The following is a 21,992-nucleotide window of genomic DNA, read 5'->3' on the forward strand; positions in this document are numbered from 1 at the left end:
CACGGCCATTCCTGAGCGCCAAGCGCCACACACAGCCGCATCCAACTTTCCGCCTTTTGCGCCCATCCTGGGATTCTGGCCAGCAAAAATTTAGCAAAAACTATACTTTTATTAGCAGATGCTATAAATTCGCGGTTTTCTTGATTCTGCCTACAAGCCTCCTGCTGCCGGCAGGGCCGAACTGGCCGGAGCGCTCGTAAGGCGAGGGCCCGGCCAGCGCAGTGTTGGGGCTTTCTTCTTTGTGCATCCATCCCAAGGAGTTTTCATGTCTTGCCGTGACAGTCAACGCAACGCCAGACTTCACACCGCCTCCCCCGTTTGCGCTGCCGCCCTGCTGTGCCTGCTGGCCAGCGCGCCGCTGGCGCACGCTCAGGCCCAGCAGAGCGCTGATGCGGAGCGCACGTTGCCAACCGTGAACGTCAGCGTCGAAGAACGCAGCAGCCAAGGCTCGATGCGCCCGGGCGCGTTGCGCGACGAGATCGTCAAAACCGAATCCATCAGCGCCCGCACCATCGAGCGCAGCGGCGCGAGCAACCTCAACGAGAGCGTGGACAAGAAGCCAGGCATTGCCGTGCAGGTCGAGTGCTCGATCTGCAATGTGCGCAATGTGCTGCTCAACAACCTGCCCGGTCGCTACACCACGTTGCTGATCGACGGCATTCCGATGTATTCCTCCGTGTCCTCGGCCTACGGACTCGACAGCGTGAGCGTGCACGGCGTGGAGCGCATCGACGTGGCGCGCGGCGCCGGCGCCAGCCTGATCGCGCCCGAGGCCCTGGCCGGCACGGTCAACGTGGTGACCAAGCGCCCGCTGCGCAACGAGGCGCACCTGCGCACGCAGCTGGGCAACATGGGCTCGCGCCAGGCCGATGCCTATCTGGCGCGGCCGCTTGATGGCGGCGCGCTCAGCGCCACGCTGAACTACAACCGCCACGACGCCTGGGACGGCAACGGTGACGGCATTTCCGAATACACCGGCTACGACCGCCGCCTGGCCGGGCTGGGCTTTTTTGCCGATGACGCCGGCGGCTTCAAGCTGCGCGGCAGGCTGGATCTGGTCAACGAGAAACGCGGCGGCGGCGCGCTGGAGACCTACCGCCGCCCGGGCAGCGTGCAGGCCGATACCAGCGGCAATCCGTTCGACTTCAGCGCCGGCGCGGGCGGCTCGCCCATCGCGCACGGTTGGGTCAACCCTGCCGATGGCTCGCTGGTCGATTACGACCTGGGCAGGCTGGGCTATTCGGAATACATCCACACCCGGCGCGAGCAGTTCGTGCTCTCGGGCACGCGCCCATTGGGCGCTGGCGCGCTGCGGCTGGCACTGGGCACTGCGCGCCATCGCCAGGAGAGCTTTTACGAGTTCTCCGACTACCAGGCGCGCCAGGCTCAGCATTACGCCGAGGCCAGCTACCAGCTGCCCGTCAACGGCTGGCTGCTGACCGGCGGCCTGAACTACCGCTATGAGAACCTGCGCAGCCATGGCATCACCGAGGCGCGCGAGCATGTAGACGGCGTGGACAACTACCGCTATGAAGTTCCGGCCCTGTTCGTGCAGGCCTACAGCACCTTCCTGGACGACCGGCTGGAGCTCAACGGCTCGCTGCGCTACGACCGCCACAACGTCTATGGCGGCATCGTCTCGCCGCGCCTGAATGCGCTGTACCAGCACACCGGCCATGTCTCCAGCCGCTTTTCCGTCGGCAAGGGCTTTCGCGCCCCCACCAGCTTCTTCGAGCAGGACCACGGCATTCTGGACACCATCCGCATCGAGCGCCAGCTGGACAAGCCCGAGGTCTCGCACAACCTGAGCTATGCGCTGAACTACGCCGATGAGCGCCTGGCCGTCACCGGCTCCTACCACTACAACCGCATCAAGAACTTCGCCCTGCTCGACCTCAGCCACACCGATGCTGCGGGCAACCCGGTCACGCTGTTCACCAGCTCGCCAGGCAAAGTCGTGGTGCAGGGCGCGGACGTGAACCTGTCTTACCTGCTCACGCCCGCGCTGACGGTCTCGGCCGCGGCCGAAGTCTTCAACTACCGCTTCCCGGCCGGCACGCTGGTATTCGCCCGGCCAAAATCGCGCGCCTTCCTCTCGCTGGACTACGAGCGCGGCCCATGGGAAGCCATGGCCCGCGTCAACTTCACCGGTCCAATGGATTTGAACCGCTTCCACGACGACGGCTCGGGCAACCAGAACCGCTACAACTTCGATGGCACGCCCAAGCTGAAGAAAAGCCCCAGCTTTGCCACCTTCGACGCCCGCGTGCAATACAACCTGCATCGCAATGTTTCCCTGTTCGTCGGCGTGGACAACCTGTTCGATTACTACCAGAGCAAGAAGGAAAGCCCGCTGTGGGTGGACGCCGAAGGCGGCTACGACGTGACGCACATCTGGGGCCCGATGCGCGGGCGCTACGTCTATGCCGGCGCGAAGTTCTCCTTCTAAACCCGCACGGCCCGGCCCCGGCAGGCCCCGCCTGCACCTGCACCTGCGCCTGGCGGCCCGGCTGACGCCAGGCTGGGGCGGCGCGGTGCTGCTGAGCTGCGCCGCCACGCTGGCACAGCCAGCCTTGGCGCAGGCGCGGGCCTCCCAAGCAACCAGCGCCCAGCCGAGCGCAGACGCGCCCACCCGGCCTGCAATCCAGCCTGCGACCCGGCCCTGGTCCTTCGAGCTGGCCGCGCTCGACGGCAGCCGCTTCGTGCGCGCCAGCGACTTCGCCGGCCCAGTGCTGCTCAACTTCTGGGGGCGCGACTGCCCGCCCTGCATTGCCGAGCTGCCCATGCTGGAGCAATTCGCCCGCAGCCACCCGCAGTGGACGGTGCTGCTGGTGGCCACCGACACGCCGCGCCAGGCGGCGCAGTTTCTGGAACGCCGTGGCATCACCCTGCCCGCGCTGCGCGGCGGGGCACAGGTCGGGGCGCTGATGAAATCCGCTGGCAACCCGCGCGGCGCCCTGCCCTTTACCGTGGCCCTGCAAGGCCGCGCCATCTGTCGCACGCACACGGGCATGCTCAGCACCGCCGAGCTGCAAGCCTTGGCTGCGGACTGCGCAAATCCGCAGCAGCTGCCCACCGCGCAGGGATTTTGAACAGATTCAAAGGAGGGCGATCGGCTGCCTGCCTGCGCTAAGGGTTGTTGAGATTTAGGACCTGTTCACACTATGCAAGGCGGTTTTCGAGGTAAAAGCCGCAGCTGCTGCGCAGTTTTGATCGAAGCCACCGCTGCAACACTGAATCTCAACAGCCCTTGGCCAGCTCAGCCCGCCCCACCCGGCGGGTTTTCACTGCCCCATTGCAGATATTCGAGCTCTTGCTCGGTGAAACCTGCCGCGCGGCGCGCGTCCAGGTTCAGCGGCGGCTTGGGGCGCGGCGCCTCATACTGCGCCACCAGCTGCGGGTACAGGGCCACTGCGTCCAGCCCGCGCTGGTGGCACAGCCAGCGGTACCAGTAATTGCCGATGGCCACATGGCCCACTTCCTCTCGCAGGATGATGTCGAGCACGGCGCAGATGGCGTGCGCGTCCTCGGTATCGACCTGGCGCAGCTTGTGCTGGATCAAGGGCGTGGCGTCCAGGCCGCGCGCCTCCAGCGTGCGCGGCACCAGCGCCATGCGCGCCAGAATGTCGTGCCTGGTCTTGCTGCACATGGCCCACAGCCCTTGGTGCGCGGGGAAGTCGCCATAGTCAAAACCCATGGCCTGTAGCTGCGCGCGCAGCAGCTGGAAGTGACGCGCTTCCTCGGCGGCGATCTTCAGCCAATCGCCATAGTACGAAGCGGGCATGCCGGCAAAGCGCCACACGGCGTCGAGCGCCAGGTGGATGGCGTTGTACTCAATGTGCACGATGGCGTGCACCAGCACCGCACGCCCTTGCAATGTGGCTGGCGAACGCCGCGCCACCTCGGTGTGCGGCGCCAGCCGCAGGCCAGGCGGCATGCCCGGCTCATCGGGCTCGGGCGCGGCCAGGGCCTGCTGCACGTCCAGCTCCATATGGGCCTGGCTGGCGTGCAGCTGCAGCACGGCCTCGGCCTTGGCGGTGGGGTCTTGCCACTGCAGCAGCTGCCGCGCCCGCTGGCGCAGGCAGGCCGCTTCGGTAGCAGTGGGGGTCTGGCAGGCCTGGGTCATGGGCGGCGATTGTAGGGGGCGTTCTGGGCGATGTTCTGGACGGCGGCAGGCTGTGCAGGCTCCCTACAATCGCAGACTCATGCAAGCAAACGCTGCCCACGCAGGGCAGTCTCCAGCCCCACTGCTACCCCCACCACACGAGGAGAAACCCATGGCCCTGTATGAACTCGACGGCATCCGCCCCACCCTGGAGCCCGGCAGCTGGGTGGCCGACTCGGCCACGGTGCTGGGCCATGTCACGCTGGAGGCGCACAGCAGCGTCTGGTTCGGCGCCGTGATCCGTGGCGATGGCGATCACATCCGCGTCGGCGCGGGCAGCAACGTGCAAGACGGCAGCGTGCTGCACGTCGATCCAGACAAGCCGCTGGACATTGGCCGTGACGTGACCATCGGCCACCAGGTCATGCTGCACGGCTGCACGATCGGGGACGAATCGCTCATCGGCATCGGAGCCGTGGTACTCAACGGCGCCAAGATTGGCAAGAATTGCCTGGTCGGCGCGCGCGCGCTGGTCACCGAGAACAAGGAGTTTCCCGACGGCTGCATGATCCTGGGCAGTCCGGCCAAGGTGGTGCGCATGCTCACGCCGCAGGAGATCGAAGGCCTGCGCCGCAGCGCGCGCCACTACCGCGACAACGCACAGCGCTTTGCCCAAGGCCTCAAGCGCGTGGACTGAGGTCGGGCTCCAAGGCCCGCGACCAGCGCCCGCGAGCGACTTGCGCGGCATCCTTGAAAACAGCTGGCCCAACACCATCTGTGCGGCATTCCTTTGCCCAGGCGCTGCCGCGCTCCCCGCTACCGCGCCCCATCTGTCCGCCCCATGTCCGAAATCCAGAAATTCCTCTTTGAAGGCCTGCCCGTGCGCGGCTCCATCGTGCGTCTCGACGCCCCCTGGCAGGAGATGCTGGCGCGCCGCGCCGCCAACACAGAAACCGGGCCCTACCCCGAATGTGTGGCTCAGCTATTGGGTGAGATGAGCGCCGCAGCCCTGTTGATGCAGGCCAATATCCAATTTGACGGCGCGCTGGTGCTGCAAATCCAGGGCGATGGCCCGCTGCGCCTGGCCGTGGCCGAGGTCAAATCCAACCTGCGGCTGCGCGCCACGGCCCAGCTGGCCCCCGATGCCGCTGCCGCGTTGCAGGCCCTGCCAAGCCCCGATCTGCAGGCGCTGTGCAATGCGCACGGCCAAGGCCGTTGCGCCATTACCCTCGATGCCGAGCACAAGCAGCCCGGCTACCGGCCTTACCAGGGCATCGTCTCGTTGACCGACGCTCAGGGCCAGACCCTGCCCTCGCTGGCGGCCACGCTGGAGCAGTACATGCAGCAGTCCGAACAGCTCGACACCGTGCTGCTGCTGGCCGCCGATCAGCGCGTGGCCGCCGGGCTGCTGCTGCAGCGCATCCCCGTCAAGGGCCAGGCCAACCTGGGCGGCGCACTGCAAAACACCGACGAAGAAGACGCGCAAGGCCAGAACGAGCACTTCAACCGCATTGCCACGCTGGCGCGCAGCCTCACGCGCGAGGAATTGCTGACGCTGGACAGCGCCACCATCCTGCGCCGCTTGTTCTGGCAAGAGCAGCTGCAGCCGCTGGACACTGCCGGCCTCGCGCCGCACTTTGGCTGCCAATGCAGTCGTGAGCGCGTAGCCGCCATGCTGCAATCGCTGGGGCAGGCCGAAGTACAAGCCATGCAGCAGGAGCAGCCAGGCCAGCCGCTGGAGATCGGTTGCGAATTCTGCGGCGCGCAATACCGTTTTGACGCTGTGGACACCGCCCAGCTATTCACTCCGCTGGCCACACCTGGGCAGCAGGACCAGCGGCATTGAAAGCCACGCTGGGTTTGTGCGCAACATCCGTGGGGCATACTAGCCGCTTTTGCCCGGATCATGCCCATGAGCCCAGCCCCCAGCACGCCATCGCCCCAGTCCCAGGCCCAAGCAGCCGGCGCCAAGGCGCAATCAAGCAGCAGTTGCTGCGCTTGCCAAAGCGGCTGTGTCGGCAATGCCCCGCCCAGCGGCGCAAGCAACGACGCAAGCAGCAGCGCTGGCAGAGAAAGCGATGCGCAGCCAGCACTCCAAGACCATGCCAATGGTCAGAGCTGGCACTATTTGCGCATTCCCGACATGGACTGCCCCAGCGAAGAGGCCCAAATCCGTCAGGCGCTTGCAGGCATTAGCGGCATTGCACAGCTTCAGTTTCGGTTTGGCGAACGCCTGCTGGGTCTGGCCGCGCCAGCTGCGCAACTGCCTGCTGCGCTGGCCGCCATCCGCGCCGCGGGCTTCAAAGTCGAGCACCTTTCTGCAGCTTCCTCTGCAATTCCTAACGCACGCAGCCGCTTATGGGCCGGCAGCGGCCGGCTGCTGCTGGCGCTGGGCCTGGCCATCGCGGCCGAGCTGCTGTTCTTCACGCACCACGCGCCCGGCAGCGCGCTGACGCAGGGCAGCATGTGGCTGGGCATGGCCCTGGCCGCACTGGCCATTGCCCTGGCCGGCAGCGCCACCTACCGCAAGGGCCTGACGGCGCTGCGCCAGGGGCGGCTGAACATCAACGCGCTGATGACGGTGGCCGTCACCGGCGCCTTTCTGATCGGTCAATGGCCCGAAGCAGCCATGGTCATGAGCCTGTACGCACTGGCCGAAGCGCTGGAGGCTCGCGCCGTGGATCGCACGCGCCAGGCCATCCAGGGCCTGCTGGCGCTGGCCCCGCAGCAGGCCGAGGTGCAGCAGGCCGACGGCCAGTGGCTGCTCCAACCGGTGGCGGACATCGGCCCCGGCGCCCTGCTGCGCGTGCGCCCGGGCGAGCGCATTGCCCTGGACGGGCAGGTCGAGCGCGGCCACAGCACGGTGGACCAATCGCCCATCACGGGCGAGAGCCTGCCGCTGGACAAAGGCCCAGGCGATGCCGTCTATGCCGGCACCATCAATCAGGCCAGCGAACTGCAGGTGCGCGCCAGCGCCCCGGCCACAGACAGTACGCTGGCACGCATCATCCTCGCCGTCGAGCAGGCCCAGGCCACGCGCGCGCCCACGCAACAACTGGTCGATCGGCTGGCCGCCATCTACACCCCAGCGGTATTCGCCATCGCCCTGGCCGTGCTGCTGCTGTTGCCACTGCTGGGCCAGGCCAGCTGGCTGCAGGCGCTCTACCAGGCACTGGTGCTGTTGGTCATCGCCTGCCCCTGTGCGCTGGTCATCTCCACGCCGGTGACGGTGATCAGCGGGCTGACGGCCGCCGCACGCCGCGGCGTCCTCATCAAAGGCGGTGCATACCTGGAGGGCGCGCGCCGCATCCGCGCAGTGGCGCTGGACAAGACCGGCACCATCACCACCGGCAAGCCGCAGCTACTGCTTGCCCAATGCCTGGACGATGCCGCAGACCACGCCGCCACGCACCGCCTGGCGCGCAGCCTGGCGCAGCGCTCGGACCACCCAATTTCGCAGGCCATCGCCCAGGGCCTGGCGCAGGCCACCCAGGATGCGGACTGGCCAGTCGAGGACTTTCAGGCCGTGGCCGGGCGCGGCGTGCAGGGGCGCATTGGCGCGCAGCCCTATGTGCTGGCCAATGCCCGCTGGCTGGACGAGCGCGGCCAATACCCGGCCGAGCTGGCCGCGCTCGTGCAAGCGCAAACGCAGCAGGGCCACAGCGTTACGCTGTTGGCCGATGGCCAGCGCGCGCTGGCGCTGTACGCCGTGGCCGATGCCATCAAGCCCAGTTCGGCCCAGGCCATTGCCGCGCTCAAGGCCCAGGGAGTACACACCGTCATGCTCAGCGGCGACCATCTGGCCGCAGCACGCCACATCGCCACGCAAGCCGGCATCGACGCCGTGCATGGTGAATTGCTCCCCGAGGACAAGCTGCAGGCCATTGCCGCGCTGCAGCAGCGACTGGGCCCAACAGCCATGGCCGGCGACGGCATCAACGACGCCCCGGCCCTGGCCCAGGCCGACATCGGCTTTGCCATGGGCGGCATGGGCACCCACGTGGCCATGGAGGCGGCCGACGTGGTGGTCATGAATGACGACCTGCGTCGCCTGCCCGAGACCATTGCGCTGTCGCGCCGCACCCACGCGCTGCTGTGGCAGAACATCGCCCTGGCCCTGGGCATCAAGCTGCTGTTTTTGCTGCTGGCCATGACCGGCCAGGCCAGCATGTGGATGGCCGTCTTTGCCGACATGGGCGCCAGCCTGCTGGTACTGGCCAATGGCCTGCGGCTGCTGCGCCCGGCGCGGGCCTGGGCCGATGACGACAGACCCATCCAGTAAAAATGCGCCCATGAAAAAGCCGCCCCTTGAAGGGGCGGCTTTTTCATGGGCGCTGGCCGTGCCGGTTCAGCGTTCCGGCATGGGAGCCATGCTTACTGAGCCAGAGCGGCGGCCGTGGCCTGATCCAGGCGGCCGGTGACGGCCAAGCCATTGTCACGCTGGAAAGTGCGCAGCGCGTTGGCCGTGCGCTGGCCCATGCGGCCATCGGCCGTGCCAGCGTTGTAGCCCAGCTCGTTCAGGCGCGCCTGGGCGGCGCGCAAGTTCATGCGGCCGCCGGCAGCAGCGGGCTCGCCGGCGCGAGTTTGCGAAGGGGCCACGCCGCCATCAACGCCGAGGCGGCCGCCGCCGCCCAGGCCCTGACCCTGCACGCTTTGCGAGCTGTAGCCGCGCAGCGAAACCACCATCTGGTTGTAGGCGTCCATGAACGCGGCGGTAATGACCTTGCCCTGCGGCGTGCTGCTGTAGCCGCCCAGGCCGCCGCCAGCGCGGCCAAACAGCCCGCCAAAGCCGCCGATGTCCATCTTGGAGGCGCTGCCCTGCGCCGCAGCCACCTGCACGCCCGAGCGGTTGTCCACCAGCGTCAGCATGGCGGCAGCTTCGCGGCGCTGGGTGCCCGCGCCAATGGCAGCCAGGGCACGGCCGCTGCCGCCGCCGATCAAACCGCCCACTGCGCCCATCAGCGCGCCGGTGTTGTCATCGCTGAAGATGATCTCGGGCGAAAGCGCGTAGTCCGAGGCCACGACCTGACCACGACCAAAGTTGCTGCCACGGCGCATTTCGCCGCTTTGCATCAGCTCACGCTCACGGCTCATGGCGTTCATGCCGGCAGCGCCGCGCTCGACCACGACGAAGCAGTTGGACTGCTGGATCATCAGACGCAGCAGGTTGGCCGTGGGCGGCAGGCGATATTCATTGCGCAGGATGGTGTACCAGCCGGCGGCCTCGTTTTCCACCAGCGATACCGTACCCAGCGGCGAGTCGCAGCGCTCGAGCTGGGTGTTGGCGCCCGTGGCATTGCCACCGGCCGCGCCACCCGTGGCCACGGTGTTGCCGCCGCCCAAGTTCATCCCCATTGTCTGGCACCCGGCCAACGTCAATGCGGCCGCACAAGCCACACCCAAAATACCGATACGCTGCATAAAGAAATGCCTCACTAAGAAAGTTGTTGAATGGTTTGCCGTGCGCAGGGCCACTTGCCAGGGCCAGGCCTTCACACGCGAACACCGAAGCGGCACTGCGCAGCACACAACAGCACGCTGCGCTGGCTTACTTCGGCGAACGGCGAGCGATTCTAGCGGCCGGGGCTGGCTGCGCGAACAGTGCAAACAACATGTTACGCAACCAGCGCGCGCCCTCATCCCGGTGAAAACGCGGATGCCAGAAGCAATAGGTGCGCAGCACCGGGGCCTGTCGCCCCAGGCGCAACTGCCAAGCCCGCAGCGGCAAAACGGCCGAAAAAGTGCGTGCCAATTGCGCCGGCACCAGCGCCACGGCATCCGATTGCGCCACCAGCAGCGGCAGCGTCAACAGGCTGGCGCAGCGGTAGTGGGCCGGCTCTGCCCCTTGCTTCGCGCTGGCCACAGCCTGCACCGTCACATCAGCTCCCCGTCGTTGACGCCTGGCGGCGCTGCCTGCCAGCGCCAACAGGGCCTGCTGTGCTTGTGCATAAACGCCCTGCGGTTGTTGCAGCAGCGCGCAGGCAGCACCAGCCAGGCAGGCGGCGTCCAGCTGCGGCTGCTGGGCCAACCAGTGGCCCAACGGCAGCGGCTGGACGGCGCGGGCCGCGCGGCTGCGGGCCGGGTCAGGGCCGGGCGTGGCGGCATCGGGCAGAGCCGGGTGGCCGCTGCGCGCCAGCAGCACGAAGGGTTGCTCGAACAGCAGCTGCTGCAGCGCGCCTTGCGGCATGTCTTCAAAAGCGCCGATGGCCAGATCCACCGTGCCTTGCAAGAGCGCGGCCTGCACGCCGCCTGCGGCCTGCAACGGCGTTTGCACGGCAATGCCAATGCGCGGCGCATGGCGCTGGCAGTGCGCGACCAGCGCGGGCATGAAGTGCGCCTCGGCCGCATCGAGCATGGCGATGGTGAACTGGCGCTGGCTGCGCGCCGGGTCGAAGTCGGCGCGCACGCGCATGCTGCGGCTGATGCCGGCCAGCGCATCGGCCACCGGGCCGGCCATTTGCTCGGCCAGCGGGGTGGGCTGCATGCCGCTGCGGCCGCAGCGCACAAACAGCGCATCGCCCACCGCCTGGCGCAGGCGCGCCAGCGCCGCACTGACGGCCGGTTGCGACATGCCCAGCGCCTGCGCCGCGCGCGAAACGCTGCGCGTATCCATCAGCGCATGAAAGATCAACAGCAGGTTCAGGTCGAAGCGGCGCAGGCTGTCCAACGACATAGGGGCAAATCCAAGGTTGATTCATCAGCTTGATGAATAGTATTTATAACGCCATCTTTATTGCCAATAACCAGAGCCTGGCCACAATGGCTAGTTCTGCTGCGCCCAAAGCAAGGAATGCAGCACCACATCCAAGGGAATACAAGGAGACACCCCATGCCCACCACCACCGATGCGCCGCTGCAATACCTGAGCGGCTTTGCCAATGAATGGGCCACCGAGGCCCTGCCCGGCGCGCTGCCCGTTGGCCAGAACTCGCCGCAGACCTGCCCCTACGGCCTGTACGCCGAGCAGATCTCCGGCACGGCCTTTACCGCGCCGCGCCGCGCCAATCGCCGCACCTGGTTCTACCGCATGCGTCCGGGCGCGGCACACCAGCCCTTCGAGCGCATGGGCAACGGCGGCATCACGCAGGACTTCCTCGAGCAGCCCACCACGCCCAACCAGTTGCGCTGGGATCCGCTGCCGCTGCCGGCCGAAGGCCAGGCGGTGGACTTCATCGATGGCCTGCACACCATGGCCGGCAATGGCGATCCGCACGCGCAAAGCGGCTCGGCCATCTACATCTACGCCATCAACCGCAGCATGCAGGGGCGCTTTTTCTACAACGCCGATGGCGAAATGCTCATCGTGCTGCAGCAGGGCCGGCTGCGCTTTGCCACCGAATGCGGGCTGATCGAGGCCGAGCCACAGGAGATCGTCGTCATCCCGCGCGGCATCCGCTTTCGCGTCGAGGTGCTCGATGGCAGCGCGCGCGGCTACATCTGCGAGAACTACGGCGTGCCCTTCCAGCTGCCCGACCTGGGCGTGATCGGCTCCAACGGCCTGGCCAACCCGCGCGACTTCCAGACCCCTGTGGCCTGGTATGAGGACGTGGAGGGCGACTTCGAGCTGGTGGCCAAGTTCATGGGCAACCTCTGGCGCGCCAAGATCGGCCATTCGCCGCTGGACGTGGTGGCCTGGCATGGCAACTTCGCGCCCTACAAGTACGATCTGCGCCGCTTCAACACCATCGGCTCGATCAGCTACGACCACCCGGATCCGTCGATCTTCCTGGTGCTGCAGTCGCCCTCGGACACCGCAGGCTGGGACAACATCGACTTCGTGATCTTCCCGCCGCGCTGGCTGGCCGCCGAAAACACCTTCCGCCCGCCCTGGTTCCACCGCAACATCGCCAGCGAGTTCATGGGCCTGATCCACGGCGAATACGACGCCAAGGCCGATGGCTTCCGGCCCGGCGGCGCCAGCCTGCACAACTGCATGAGCGGGCACGGCCCCGATGCAGCCACCTATGAAAAGGCCACCCGCATCGACACCAGCACGCCGCAGAAGGTGGATGCCACCATGGCCTTCATGTTTGAGACGCGCCACGTCATCCGCCCCACCAAGGCAGCGCTGGCCTCAGCGCAGCTGCAGGCCAACTACCATCAGTGCTGGCTGGATGTGAAAAAATACTTCAATCCCGAGCAGCGCTGAGCTGCGGCCAGCAGCGCAACGACAAGCCAAGGCCTGGCGCCTTGGCTTTTTGCTGCTTTGTGTTGCTCTCTGTATTGCTTCGCGCCGCGCTGCCCCTGATACCCCATGACCTTGGACACCGCCATGAACCCCAGCCTGAACATCGACCACACCCACGACGCCAGCGCCACCAGCTGGGTGGCCTCGGCCAACTCCGCAGGCGCTGACTTCCCGCTGCAAAACCTGCCCTGGGGCCGCTACCGCGAAGCCGGCAGCCAGGCTGCCTGGTGCATTGGCGTGGCCATTGGCGACCAGATCCTCGACGCGCGCGCCGCCGGCGTTATCGACACCGACGACATGAACGCCCTGATGGCCTTGCCGCCTGCCCAGCGCCTGGCACTGCGCCATGCGCTGTTCGATGGCCTGCGCAGCGGCAGTGCCAAGCAGCAAGAGTGGCAGGCGCTGCTGCTGCCCCAGGCCCAGGCCGAAATGGCCCTGCCCTGCCGCATTGGCGACTACACCGATTTCTACACCGGCATCCACCACGCCACGGCCGTGGGCCGGCTGTTCCGCCCCGACCAGCCGCTGATGCCCAATTACCAATGGGTGCCCATCGGCTACCACGGCCGCAGCTCCTCCATCGGCGTGAGCGGCCAGAACGTGCGCCGCCCCAACGGCCAGACCAAGGCCCCCGATGCCAGCGCCCCGGCCTTCGGCCCCTGCCAGCGGCTGGACTATGAATTGGAGCTGGGCTTTTTCGTCGCGCAAGGCAATGCGCTGGGCGAGCCCATCGCGCTGGAGCAAGCCGAGGCGCATTTCTTCGGCGTGGTGCTGCTCAACGACTGGTCGGCGCGCGACATCCAGGCCTGGGAATACCAACCGCTGGGGCCATTCCTGGCCAAGAACTTCGCCTCCACCATCTCGCCCTGGATTGTCACCAGCGAAGCCCTGGCGCCGTTTCGCCGCCCCTTTGTCCGCCCGGCCGCCGATCCCCAGCCTCTGCCCTATCTGGATGGCGCGACCAACCGCGCCAAGGGTCAGCTGGCCATCACGCTGGAAGTGCTGCTGCAGACCGAGGCCATGCGCCAGGCCGGCGAACCGGCCGCGCGCCTGACGCTGGGTCGCGCCGACCAGGCCGCCTACTGGAGCGCCGCGCAGCTCATCACCCACCACAGCTGCGGCGGCTGCAACCTGCAACCCGGTGACCTGCTGGGCTCGGGCACCCTCTCTGGCCCGCAGCGCGAGGAGGCCGGCTCGCTGCTGGAGCTGACCGAAGGCGGCAAGCGCCCCATCACCTTGCCCAACGGCGAGGAGCGCCGCTTCCTGCAAGACGGCGACTGCCTGATCCTGCGCGCCTGGTGCGAGGGCGAAGGCGCACGGCGCATCGGCCTGGGCGAGGCCCGCGCCACGGTGCTGCCTGCACCCGCCCTGCCTGCAGCGCAGGTTTGAGGCGCCTGCCGCACCAACCACCCTGCACAACTGCCAAAGCCGCCCGGCCCAGCGCCGGGCTTTTTACTATCATCGAATTAATTATTTTCAATCAGAAAACCAACAACGATAGATCAAAACTAAATACAATCTCGCCATCCCAGCGCAGACTATGGCCTGGCGCCCCTACCCAACCACCCAGCAACCACACCACTAAAGGGTTTCCCATGAACGACCAAACCAAAAAGTGCCCCGTCACCCACCTCACCACCGCCTTTGGCGCGCCCGTGGTGGACAACCAAAACAGCCTCACCGCCGGCCCGCGCGGCCCGCTGCTGGCACAAGACCTGTGGCTGAACGAAAAGCTCGCCAACTTCGTGCGCGAAGTCATCCCCGAGCGCCGCATGCACGCCAAGGGCTCTGGCGCCTTCGGTACCTTCACCGTCACCAAGGACATCACCAAGTACACCCGCGCCAAGATCTTCAGCGAAGTGGGCAAGAAAACCGAGATGTTTGCCCGCTTCACCACCGTGGCCGGCGAGCGCGGCGCGGCCGATGCCGAGCGCGACATCCGCGGCTTTGCGCTGAAGTTCTACACCGAGGAAGGCAACTGGGACATGGTGGGCAACAACACCCCCGTGTTCTTCATGCGCGACCCGCGCAAGTTCCCTGACCTGAACAAGGCCGTCAAGCGCGACCCGCGCACCAACATGCGCAGCGCCACCAACAACTGGGACTTCTGGACGCTGCTGCCCGAGGCCTTCCACCAAGTCACCGTGGTGATGAGCGACCGCGGCATCCCCGCCAGCTACCGCCACATGCACGGCTTTGGCAGCCACACCTACAGCTTCATCAACGCGCAAAACGAGCGCTTCTGGGTCAAGTTCCACTTCCGCACCCAGCAGGGCATCAAGAACCTGACCGACGCCGAGGCCGAAGCCCTGATCGGCAAGGACCGCGAAAGCCACCAGAAGGACCTGTTCGAAGCCATCGAGCGCGGCGACTTCCCCAAGTGGACGATGTACGTGCAAATCATGCCCGAGCTGGACGCCGAGAAAGTGCCCTACCACCCCTTCGACCTGACCAAAGTCTGGCCGCACGCCGACTACCCGCTGATCGAAGTGGGCGAGTTCGAGCTGAACAAAAACCCGGAAAACTTCTTCCTCGACGTGGAGCAATCGGCCTTCGCGCCCAGCAACGTCGTGCCCGGCATCAGCGTCAGCCCTGACCGCATGCTGCAAGCGCGCCTGTTCAACTACGCCGACGCACAGCGCTACCGCCTGGGCGTGAACCACCACCAGATCCCGGTGAACGCCGCGCGCTGCCCCGTGCACAGCAACCACCGCGATGGCATGGGCCGCGTGGACGCCAACTACGGCGGCCGCATCCACTACGAGCCCAACAGCTTTGGCCAATGGCAAGACCAGGCCCAGTACAAGGAGCCGCCACTGAAAATCAGCGGCGACGCCACCCACTGGGACTTCCGCGAGGACGATAACGACTACTTCAGCCAGCCGCGCGCGCTGTTCAACCTCATGAACGCCGAGCAAAAGCAGGCCCTGTTCGACAACACCGCCCGCGCCATGGGCGACGCGCTGGACTTCATCAAGCACCGCCACATCCGCAACTGCCACGCCTGCGACCCGGCCTACGGCGAAGGCGTGGCCAAGGCCCTGGGCATGACCGTGGCCGACGCCCTGGCCGCCCGCGACAGCGACCCAGCCCAAGGCCAGCCTGGCCTGCTGTAATCAACAAAGGGGCGCCCACCAAGCCCCTCCCGAGCTTGGGCCATCGCAGCCCCAATGAATGCCCCGGCGCACCCTACAGCGCCGGGGCTTTTTTTCGTTGGCAGCACAGGGCGCGCCCGCATCCTGCCTCATCCAATGGCCTACGATGCGCGCCATCCCCAGCAAAACCGCCGCCCCATGCCCCACGCCGCCCGCCCGCTGGGCTTTTACGCCCGCCTGTCCATCGCCGCCGCCCTGGCCACCATGGCCCTCAAAGGCACGGCCTGGCTGCTGACCGGCTCGGTCGGCCTGCTCTCGGACGCGATGGAATCGCTGGTCAACCTGGCCGGCGCCGTCATGGCGCTGTGGATGCTGGGCATTGCCGCGCGCCCGGCCGATGCTGAGCACGCCTTTGGCCACAGCAAGGCCGAATACTTCGCCAGCGGTTTCGAGGGCTTTCTCATCATGGGCGCAGCCTGCGCCATCGCCTGGGCCGGGGCCCAGCGCCTGCTCTCGCCCGCGCCGCTGCACGACGTAGGGCTGGGCCTGCTGGTCTCGCTGCTGGCTTCGGCCATCAATGGCGCCGTGGGCATGGTGCTGCTGCGCGCCGCGCGCCAGCACCGCTCTATCGCGCTGGAGGCCGATGCCCGGCACCTGTTTGCCGACGTCTGGACCTCCGCGGCCGTGCTGCTGGGCCTGCTGGCCGCCTGGGCCAGCGGCTGGTGGTGGCTCGATCCACTTCTGGCGCTGCTGGTGGCCGTGCACATCGTGCGCGAAGGCCTGCGGCTGGTGCAACGCTCAGTCTCCGGCCTGATGGACCAGGCCCTGCCGCCGCACGAGATCGGAGCCATCGAGCGCGTGCTGGACACCTACCGCACCCAGGGCATCGAGTTTCACGCCCTGCGCACGCGCCAGGCCGGCGCGCGCAGCTTTGCCGCCATGCACGTGCTGGTGCCCGGCGCCTGGACAGTGCAACAAGGCCACGACCTGCTGCATGCGCTGGAGGCCGCCTTGCAGCAGGCCGTGCCCCAGCTGCACGTCATCACCCACTTGGAGCCTATCGAAGACCCAGCCTCATTCAATGAGCCAGGCCTGTAGATGGCCCGGCCCAGCCTGCTTGAGCGTTGGAGCACCGCCCATTGCAGTGATTGCAAAAAAACGCAGCCACTACTGCCAACGGCCCCATCCCTCCCCATGAACACCCTTGACCTCTTTGCCAGCGCGCCCGAGCCAGCGGCCAACCTGCTGCCGTGCGATGGCATCGTCAATGATTATGGGCTGCTCTATCCCGCCGATGAGGCCGACCGGCTATTGCAGCTGCTGCTGACGCAGATCTCCTGGCGGCATGACGAGGCGGTGATTTACGGCAAGCGCATCGTCACCGCGCGGCAGGTGGCATGGTATGGCGATGCGGCGTTCGACTACCGCTACTCCGGCACGACCCGCATGGCGCTGCCGTGGACGGATGCGCTGCTGGCCATCAAGGCTCGGGTGGAGGCGGCGATTGCCGCGATCAGCCCCACGCGCTTCAACTCCTGTCTGTTGAACCTCTACCGCGACGGCACTGAAGGCATGGCCTGGCACAGCGATGACGAAACCGAGCTGGGGCCGGAGACGGTGATTGCCTCGCTCAGCCTAGGTGCCACGCGCAAATTCGCCTTACGCCACCGGCGCAGCGGCGAGAAGCGCGAGTTGCAGCTGCAACACGGCCAGCTGATCGTGATGCGCGGCGCCACGCAAACGCACTGGCAACACGCGCTGATGAAGTCCGCGCGCGTGCATGCGCCGCGCGTGAACCTGACCTTCCGAACCTTTCGCAGCTTGTCGTCCAGCAGTTGAGCGCCGAGCCAGCGGCTCTGGCTTCAGTGCGTCTCCAGCCCGGCCATTTCCAACTGCGCCACGCGCTGGCGCCAGGCGCGCCAGACCAGCAGCGCCATGCCGCCCAGCTGCAGGGCCAGCGCCAGCCAGTGCAGCGCATCGAGCCGCAGCGGCGGCATGAATGGCGCCAGCCAGGGTTGCACGGCCAGCGCCAGAGGGAAGTTCCTCGCACCCAGCAGCATCAGGGGCAGCATGATGCCCAGCGCCACCCAGCCAAAGCTCAGCGCCGGGCCCAGGCGGCGCATCCCGATGGGCTGCAAGGCCCACAGCAGGACGAAGCCCGCATCGCGCAGCAGCGCCAGCAGCAGCAAGGGCAGTGCGCGCTGGAATGTGCCGGAGCCCGCGCCGGCAGCCGGCCACAGCAGCAGGGCCAGCGTTGCGGCGGCTGCCAGGCACCAGCTCACCGGCCACAAGGGCATGGCCTGCAAGCCGGCCAGCCAGCGCTGCTGGCCCCAGCAGACCTGCACGCGCCGCCATTGCGCAAAGGCCGTTTCGCGCTGGCTCAGGCAGGTCAGCAGGCTGCAGCCCAGGGCCAGGTATGCCGTCACGACCAGCCAGTGCCGGGCACCGGGCGCGTGCGGCCACAGGCCGGCCAGCATGGCCGCGGCCGCCATGCAGCCCAGCGGCATGGCCCAGGGCAGCGCCGGCACATCCAGGCGCATGCCCATGGTGCGCCACAGGGCCAGCAGGTTCAGGCCCAGCGCGGCCAGGCCAAACAGCCAGCCCAGTTCGAAAAAGCCCAGCGGCTGGCCCCACCAGCGTTTGAGGCCGAAATCCAGTATTTGCTCTTGCTGCAAGGTCGAGAACAGCATCCAGGCCAGCATGACCAGCACGGCCACGCGCATGCCGGGCTGATTGCGGCGCTGGCGTTCGGTGTCGATCTTCATCGGCGCGCTGGCCATGGCAAAGGCCTGCAGCGCCAGGCCCCACAACAGCGCCAGCAGGGCCAGCTTGGGCACCAGCCAGACCAGCTCGGCCAGGTGGGCATGGGCCTGTATCGGCTCGGCCAACAGCGGCGCCCAGGCGCCACCCTCTTGCGGCAGGCTGGCCAGGCGCCAGTGCCCGAACCAGGCCAGCGCCTGCGCCAGCGCGGCGCACACCAGCGCCAGCAGCCACATCGGCAGCGTGCTGCCCAGCAGCTTGCCCCAGGCCACTTGCCAGGGGCCCAGCGCGCTCAGGCGCTGCCAATCCCAGGTGTTTTGCACCAGCTCTTCCTGCAGGCTTCTGCCCGCCGTGCTGGCCCCGGGGAACACCGGCGCCAGGCACATGGTGAGCAAGGCCACGCCCAGCACGTTGCGCAGGCGCTCGCCGGGGGCGGACAGCACGGCCACCACCAGCGCAGCCAGGGCCACGAACAGCAGCAGCCACAACCCATGCCAAGGGCCCCAGCGCAGCCAGAGCTGGCGTTGGAATTCAGGGTTGCCAAGCATCATGGACGCTCTCCTGCGTGTGGGGGCTGATCGGTCGGCCACGGGCTGGGCGGCTCGGTTTGCAAGCTGCGCGCGTAGCGCTCTTGCAGGCGCTGACGCAGCGGCCACAGCCCGGCCACCGGAAGGCCTGCGGCCACCAGCTGCTGCACGAGCTGGGCGCGCGCGGCCGCTGCGGCGGGCAGCCAGAGCTGCCATTGCAGGCTGGCCGCAGGTTCTGCGCCATTGGGGGGCAAGTGGGCCTGCCCTGCTGGCAATGGCGACAGGGCCAATGGCGGCGATGCCGGGGCATGGCGCGCTGGCGAGGGCAAGCCCTGGCTGTGCGGCAGCTGGGCCCAGACGGCTTCGAGCCGGGCTTGCAGGGTCTGCTCCTGGCCGGGCGCGCAGGCCAGCTCCAGCAGGTGCGGATAAAGATGCTGGCGCTGCGGCGCGTCTGCGGCCTCTGGCGCAGGCGGCGCCACATCCCCGCCTGCGCCGGCCTCACCCGGCCCAGCAGGCTGGGGCCAGTGCAGGCTGGCGCGCAAATCCTCATGGCTGACGATGCGGCCCTGGCGGATGCTGAGGATGTGGGTGCTGTATTCGTCCAGCTCACTCAGGATGTGGCTGGAGACCAGCAGCGTCATGCCCTGCGCCTGCAGTTGGCGAAACAGCGCCGCCAGGCTGCTGCGCGCCTGCGGGTCCAGGCCACTGGCCGGCTCGTCGAGCAACAGCACCTGCGGGCTGTGGATGATGGCCTGGCCAATGGCCAGGCGCTGGCGCTGCCCGCGCGAGAGCTCGCCCGGGCGGCGCTGCAGCAACGCCGTCAAGTCCATGGCCTGCGCCACCTGCGCCACGCGCCCTGGCAGCTGCTGCCGCGCCACCCCCACGGCCAGCGCGGCATAGGCCAGGCATTGCCGCACGCGCAAGCCTTCGTACAGGCCGAAGAAGTCCGAGAGATAGCCCAGCTTGCGGTGCACCTGGCGCGGCGCATCGATCACCGAAATGCCATCGATGCGGATCTGCCCGGACAGCGGCGTCTCCAGTCCGGCCATGCAGCGCAGCAAGGTGGACTTGCCCGCCCCGTTGGGCCCCACCAGCGCCGTGACGCTGCCGCGCTCCAGGCGCAGGCTGACGCCATCGAGCGCGCGGTGCCCAGGGTATTCGAATACCAGTTGGTCGATCTCGATCAAGGCCATGGCCTTTTGCTCCTCCTCATGGCCTGGCCCGTGGTTGGCGACTTCCGCCGCCCACCTGCCGCCAACAAAAGCCGGACAAACGACAAACAACAGCGGGGCATTGTGCCAGCGCCGCCGCTCGGCTTTGCTCAGCCCAGGTCGCCGGCTGCTGGTTCGCTGCGGGGCTCGGCTTCAGGCTCGCTGGCGCGCAGCAGTTGCTGCATCAGCAGCGCGGTTTGCGCTTCCATTTCGCGCAGCCGCGCCGTCAGCGCCTCATTGGCATAGGCAGGCAGCTGAGGGTCGTGCATCTCGGCCAGCACCTGCAGACGGTGCTCGCTGCGCTCGGTGTAGAGCTCGGCCAGCTCGCGCGCCTTGGCCGGCTCGATGCCCAGGGCCTGCAGCGCCAGCCGCGCGCTGCGCATGGCGGCGTCGAAGGTTTCGCGGATCACGTGGTCGGCCCCGGCGCGGTGCAGCTCGTAGCCATTGCTCTGGTCGTAGGCGCGGGCGATGATGGGCAGCTTCGGGTAGTGGCGCCGCACGAACTGGATGATCTCCAGCGCGCGACTCTGGTCGTCAATGGCCACGATCAACAGCTTGGCATTGTGCAGCCCGGCCGAGGCCAGCAGCTCCGGGCGGTTGGCATCGCCGTAATAGGTTTTCAGGCCAAAGCGGGTCAGGCCCTCGACGGTCTCGGCGTGGTAGTCGATCACCGTCGCGTGAAAGCCGCAGGCGGCCAGCATGCTGTTGACCTGCACCCCAAAGCGCCCATGGCCCAGCAGGATGATGGGCTTGTCGCCACCGATCTCGTCGTGCGGCCGCTCCTGCGCGCCCTCGGGCTGCGCGCCACGCGCGGCCACCCAGTCGTAGAGCAAGAACAGCAGCGGCGTGGCCAGCATCGACAGCGCGATCACCAGCAGCAGGCGGTCGCCAATCAGCGGCGGCAGCAAGTGGCTTTGCTTGCTGATGGACAGCAGCACGAAGCCGAACTCACCGGCCTGCGCCAGGCTGAACACGAACAGCGTATTGGCCGCGCGGGGCAGGCGAAAGGCCCGGCCCAGCACATACAGCACCAGCATCTTCAGCAGCAGCAGGCCCAGCGTCAGGCCCACGATCAGCCACAGCTCCGCGCCCAGCAGCCGGAAGTTGATGCCCGCGCCCACGGTGATGAAGAACAGCCCCAGCAGCAGGCCCTTGAACGGCTCCAGATGGCTTTGCAGCTCGTGCCGGTAGGCGCTCTCGGCCAGCGCCACCCCGGCGATGAAGGTGCCCAGCGCGGGCGACAGGCCAATGACCGACATCAGCTCGGCAATGCCCACCACCAGCATCAGGGTGAACAGGGTGAACATCTCGCGCAGCCCGGTGCGGCCAATGTGGCGCAAGGCTGCCGGCACGATGCGGCGCACGCCCAGCACAATCGCCAGCAGCATCAGCGCCGTGGCCAGCGCCTGCAGCCAGACCGGCTCGCCAGCCAGCAGATTGATAGAGTGATCGACCCCCTCGGCCTGGGCCGCCGCGCCGGCCGCGCCCAGCAGCGGCAGCAGCGCCAGCATTGGGATTGCCGCCACGTCCTGAAACAGCAGCACCATGAAGCTGGCCTGCCCGCCCTGGCTGGACAGCAGGCCCTTCTCGCCCAGGGTTTGCAGCACGATCGCGGTGGAGGACAGCGCCAGAATGCAGCCGGCGGCCACGCCGATCTGCCAGCTTTGCCCCAAGAGCACCGTCACGGCGGCAATCAGCGCCGCCGTCAGCCCCACCTGCAGGCCGCCCAGGCCCAGCAGCTTGCTGCGCAAGGCCCAGAGCTTGTTGGGCGCCAGCTCCAGACCGACCAAAAACAGCATCATCACCACGCCGAACTCAGCCACCTGCTGGATGGTTTGCAGCTCCTTGCCCACCAACCCCAACACCGGGCCGATGGCAATGCCCGCCACCAGATAGCCCAGCACCGAGCCCAGGCCAAAACGCTTGGAAACCAGCACTGCGGCCACCGCCGCGAACAAATAAATAAAGGCGTAGAGCAGGATCTGGGTCATGGGGCAATCATCGGGCAAGCCAGCACAGAGCCAGGCCAAAACCAACGCAGCCAGTCGGCCATCGCGCAGCGGCAACATGCCAGATTCCATCACCTGCGCAGCACATGGTCTGCAT

16 protein-coding genes are annotated in these 21,992 nt (G+C 67.5%); 10 read left to right on the forward strand and 6 right to left on the reverse strand.

Annotated features, from left to right (window positions below; genetic code table 11):
* Positions 1-265: 265 nt before the first annotated feature.
* Both CK620_RS11395 and CK620_RS11400 read left to right on the forward strand, forming a co-directional pair.
* The gene (locus tag CK620_RS11395; protein WP_095550398.1) at positions 266-2,449 is read left to right on the forward strand and encodes a TonB-dependent receptor plug domain-containing protein; all 2,184 of its coding nucleotides are present in this window, start codon (positions 266-268) and stop codon (positions 2,447-2,449) included.
* Positions 2,424-3,092, forward strand: a complete 669-nt coding sequence (locus tag CK620_RS11400; RefSeq protein ID WP_095550399.1) for a TlpA family protein disulfide reductase — start codon at positions 2,424-2,426, stop codon at positions 3,090-3,092. Before CK620_RS11395 ends, CK620_RS11400 begins: the two co-directional genes overlap by 26 nt.
* 167 nt (positions 3,093-3,259) lie before the next feature.
* Here the strand turns inward: CK620_RS11400 and CK620_RS11405 are convergent, their stop codons facing one another.
* Entirely contained in the window at positions 3,260-4,126 is an 867-nt protein-coding gene (locus CK620_RS11405) for a ferritin-like domain-containing protein (protein WP_095550400.1), read from the reverse strand.
* A gap of 151 nt (positions 4,127-4,277) precedes the next feature.
* Here CK620_RS11405 and CK620_RS11410 point away from each other — a divergent pair, with 151 nt between their 5' ends.
* From CK620_RS11410 to CK620_RS11420, 3 genes are all read left to right on the forward strand, one after another.
* Positions 4,278-4,802: a gamma carbonic anhydrase family protein gene (locus tag CK620_RS11410; protein ID WP_095550401.1), complete on the forward strand. Its 525-nt coding sequence runs from the start codon at positions 4,278-4,280 to the stop codon at positions 4,800-4,802.
* Between the two features lie 144 nt (positions 4,803-4,946).
* Positions 4,947-5,951, forward strand: coding sequence for an Hsp33 family molecular chaperone HslO (hslO, locus tag CK620_RS11415; RefSeq protein ID WP_095550402.1), 1,005 nt, complete (start codon positions 4,947-4,949; stop codon positions 5,949-5,951).
* Between the two features lie 66 nt (positions 5,952-6,017).
* Entirely contained in the window at positions 6,018-8,387 is a 2,370-nt protein-coding gene (locus tag CK620_RS11420) for a heavy metal translocating P-type ATPase (RefSeq protein ID WP_095550403.1), read from the forward strand.
* A gap of 92 nt (positions 8,388-8,479) precedes the next feature.
* Here the strand turns inward: CK620_RS11420 and CK620_RS11425 are convergent, their stop codons facing one another.
* Together CK620_RS11425 and CK620_RS11430 are read right to left on the reverse strand one after the other, a co-directional pair.
* Positions 8,480-9,526, reverse strand: a complete 1,047-nt coding sequence (locus tag CK620_RS11425) for a peptidoglycan-binding domain-containing protein (RefSeq protein WP_095550404.1) — start codon at positions 9,524-9,526, stop codon at positions 8,480-8,482.
* A 127-nt stretch (positions 9,527-9,653) separates the two neighbouring features.
* On the reverse strand, positions 9,654-10,778 hold the full coding sequence (locus tag CK620_RS11430) for a LysR family transcriptional regulator (RefSeq protein ID WP_095550405.1): 1,125 nt from the start codon (positions 10,776-10,778) through the stop codon (positions 9,654-9,656).
* A 156-nt stretch (positions 10,779-10,934) separates the two neighbouring features.
* On the opposite strand from CK620_RS11430, the gene hmgA reads away from it, so the two are divergent.
* The 5 genes from hmgA (at position 10,935) to CK620_RS11455 (ending at position 17,227) form a co-directional block, all read left to right on the forward strand.
* The gene (gene hmgA, locus CK620_RS11435) at positions 10,935-12,254 is read left to right on the forward strand and encodes a homogentisate 1,2-dioxygenase (RefSeq protein ID WP_095550406.1); all 1,320 of its coding nucleotides are present in this window, start codon (positions 10,935-10,937) and stop codon (positions 12,252-12,254) included.
* Positions 12,255-12,359: 105 nt separating this feature from the next.
* Positions 12,360-13,682, forward strand: coding sequence for a fumarylacetoacetase (gene fahA / locus CK620_RS11440; protein WP_238946109.1), 1,323 nt, complete (start codon positions 12,360-12,362; stop codon positions 13,680-13,682).
* Positions 13,683-13,888: 206 nt separating this feature from the next.
* On the forward strand, positions 13,889-15,409 hold the full coding sequence (locus tag CK620_RS11445; protein ID WP_095550407.1) for a catalase: 1,521 nt from the start codon (positions 13,889-13,891) through the stop codon (positions 15,407-15,409).
* A gap of 177 nt (positions 15,410-15,586) precedes the next feature.
* Positions 15,587-16,486 (forward strand): cation diffusion facilitator family transporter, encoded by a 900-nt coding sequence (locus CK620_RS11450; protein ID WP_095550485.1) that lies wholly within the window; start codon positions 15,587-15,589, stop codon positions 16,484-16,486.
* A 96-nt stretch (positions 16,487-16,582) separates the two neighbouring features.
* On the forward strand, positions 16,583-17,227 hold the full coding sequence (locus tag CK620_RS11455; protein WP_095550408.1) for an alpha-ketoglutarate-dependent dioxygenase AlkB family protein: 645 nt from the start codon (positions 16,583-16,585) through the stop codon (positions 17,225-17,227).
* Positions 17,228-17,250: 23 nt separating this feature from the next.
* Here the strand turns inward: CK620_RS11455 and CK620_RS11460 are convergent, their stop codons facing one another.
* The 3 genes from CK620_RS11460 to CK620_RS11470 all read right to left on the reverse strand — a co-directional run bounded on the left by CK620_RS11460 (position 17,251) and on the right by CK620_RS11470 (position 21,877).
* A complete protein-coding gene (locus CK620_RS11460; RefSeq protein WP_095550409.1) occupies positions 17,251-18,699 on the reverse strand; it encodes a hypothetical protein in 1,449 nt (482 codons plus the stop codon).
* Positions 18,696-19,868, reverse strand: a complete 1,173-nt coding sequence (locus CK620_RS14345; protein WP_238946110.1) for an ABC transporter ATP-binding protein — start codon at positions 19,866-19,868, stop codon at positions 18,696-18,698. The genes CK620_RS11460 and CK620_RS14345 overlap by 4 nt, the downstream gene beginning before the upstream one ends.
* Positions 19,869-19,996: 128 nt before the next feature.
* Positions 19,997-21,877: a cation:proton antiporter domain-containing protein gene (locus CK620_RS11470; RefSeq protein WP_095550487.1), complete on the reverse strand. Its 1,881-nt coding sequence runs from the start codon at positions 21,875-21,877 to the stop codon at positions 19,997-19,999.
* Between the last annotated feature and the right edge of the window lie 115 nt (positions 21,878-21,992).

This window comes from Vandammella animalimorsus, from assembly GCF_002285285.1.
Taxonomy (GTDB): Bacteria; Pseudomonadota; Gammaproteobacteria; order Burkholderiales; family Burkholderiaceae_C; genus Lampropedia; species Lampropedia animalimorsus.

What these genes read in the sequence shown, in the direction of transcription:
- CK620_RS11395 (WP_095550398.1), top strand. Translation starts at nt 266, where the DNA reads ATGTCTTGCCGTGACAGTCAACGCAACGCCAGACTTCACACCGCCTCC.
- hslO (WP_095550402.1), top strand. Translation starts at nt 4,947, where the DNA reads ATGTCCGAAATCCAGAAATTCCTCTTTGAAGGCCTGCCCGTGCGCGGC.
- CK620_RS11430 (WP_095550405.1), bottom strand. Translation starts at nt 10,778, where the DNA reads ATGTCGTTGGACAGCCTGCGCCGCTTCGACCTGAACCTGCTGTTGATC.
- CK620_RS14345 (WP_238946110.1), bottom strand. Translation starts at nt 19,868, where the DNA reads ATGGCCTTGATCGAGATCGACCAACTGGTATTCGAATACCCTGGGCAC.
- CK620_RS11425 (WP_095550404.1), bottom strand. Translation starts at nt 9,526, where the DNA reads ATGCAGCGTATCGGTATTTTGGGTGTGGCTTGTGCGGCCGCATTGACG.
- CK620_RS11410 (WP_095550401.1), top strand. Translation starts at nt 4,278, where the DNA reads ATGGCCCTGTATGAACTCGACGGCATCCGCCCCACCCTGGAGCCCGGC.
- hmgA (WP_095550406.1), top strand. Translation starts at nt 10,935, where the DNA reads ATGCCCACCACCACCGATGCGCCGCTGCAATACCTGAGCGGCTTTGCC.
- CK620_RS11445 (WP_095550407.1), top strand. Translation starts at nt 13,889, where the DNA reads ATGAACGACCAAACCAAAAAGTGCCCCGTCACCCACCTCACCACCGCC.
- CK620_RS11450 (WP_095550485.1), top strand. Translation starts at nt 15,587, where the DNA reads ATGCCCCACGCCGCCCGCCCGCTGGGCTTTTACGCCCGCCTGTCCATC.
- CK620_RS11405 (WP_095550400.1), bottom strand. Translation starts at nt 4,126, where the DNA reads ATGACCCAGGCCTGCCAGACCCCCACTGCTACCGAAGCGGCCTGCCTG.
- CK620_RS11460 (WP_095550409.1), bottom strand. Translation starts at nt 18,699, where the DNA reads ATGATGCTTGGCAACCCTGAATTCCAACGCCAGCTCTGGCTGCGCTGG.
- CK620_RS11400 (WP_095550399.1), top strand. Translation starts at nt 2,424, where the DNA reads ATGCCGGCGCGAAGTTCTCCTTCTAAACCCGCACGGCCCGGCCCCGGC.
- CK620_RS11455 (WP_095550408.1), top strand. Translation starts at nt 16,583, where the DNA reads ATGAACACCCTTGACCTCTTTGCCAGCGCGCCCGAGCCAGCGGCCAAC.
- CK620_RS11470 (WP_095550487.1), bottom strand. Translation starts at nt 21,877, where the DNA reads ATGACCCAGATCCTGCTCTACGCCTTTATTTATTTGTTCGCGGCGGTG.
- CK620_RS11420 (WP_095550403.1), top strand. Translation starts at nt 6,018, where the DNA reads ATGAGCCCAGCCCCCAGCACGCCATCGCCCCAGTCCCAGGCCCAAGCA.
- fahA (WP_238946109.1), top strand. Translation starts at nt 12,360, where the DNA reads ATGACCTTGGACACCGCCATGAACCCCAGCCTGAACATCGACCACACC.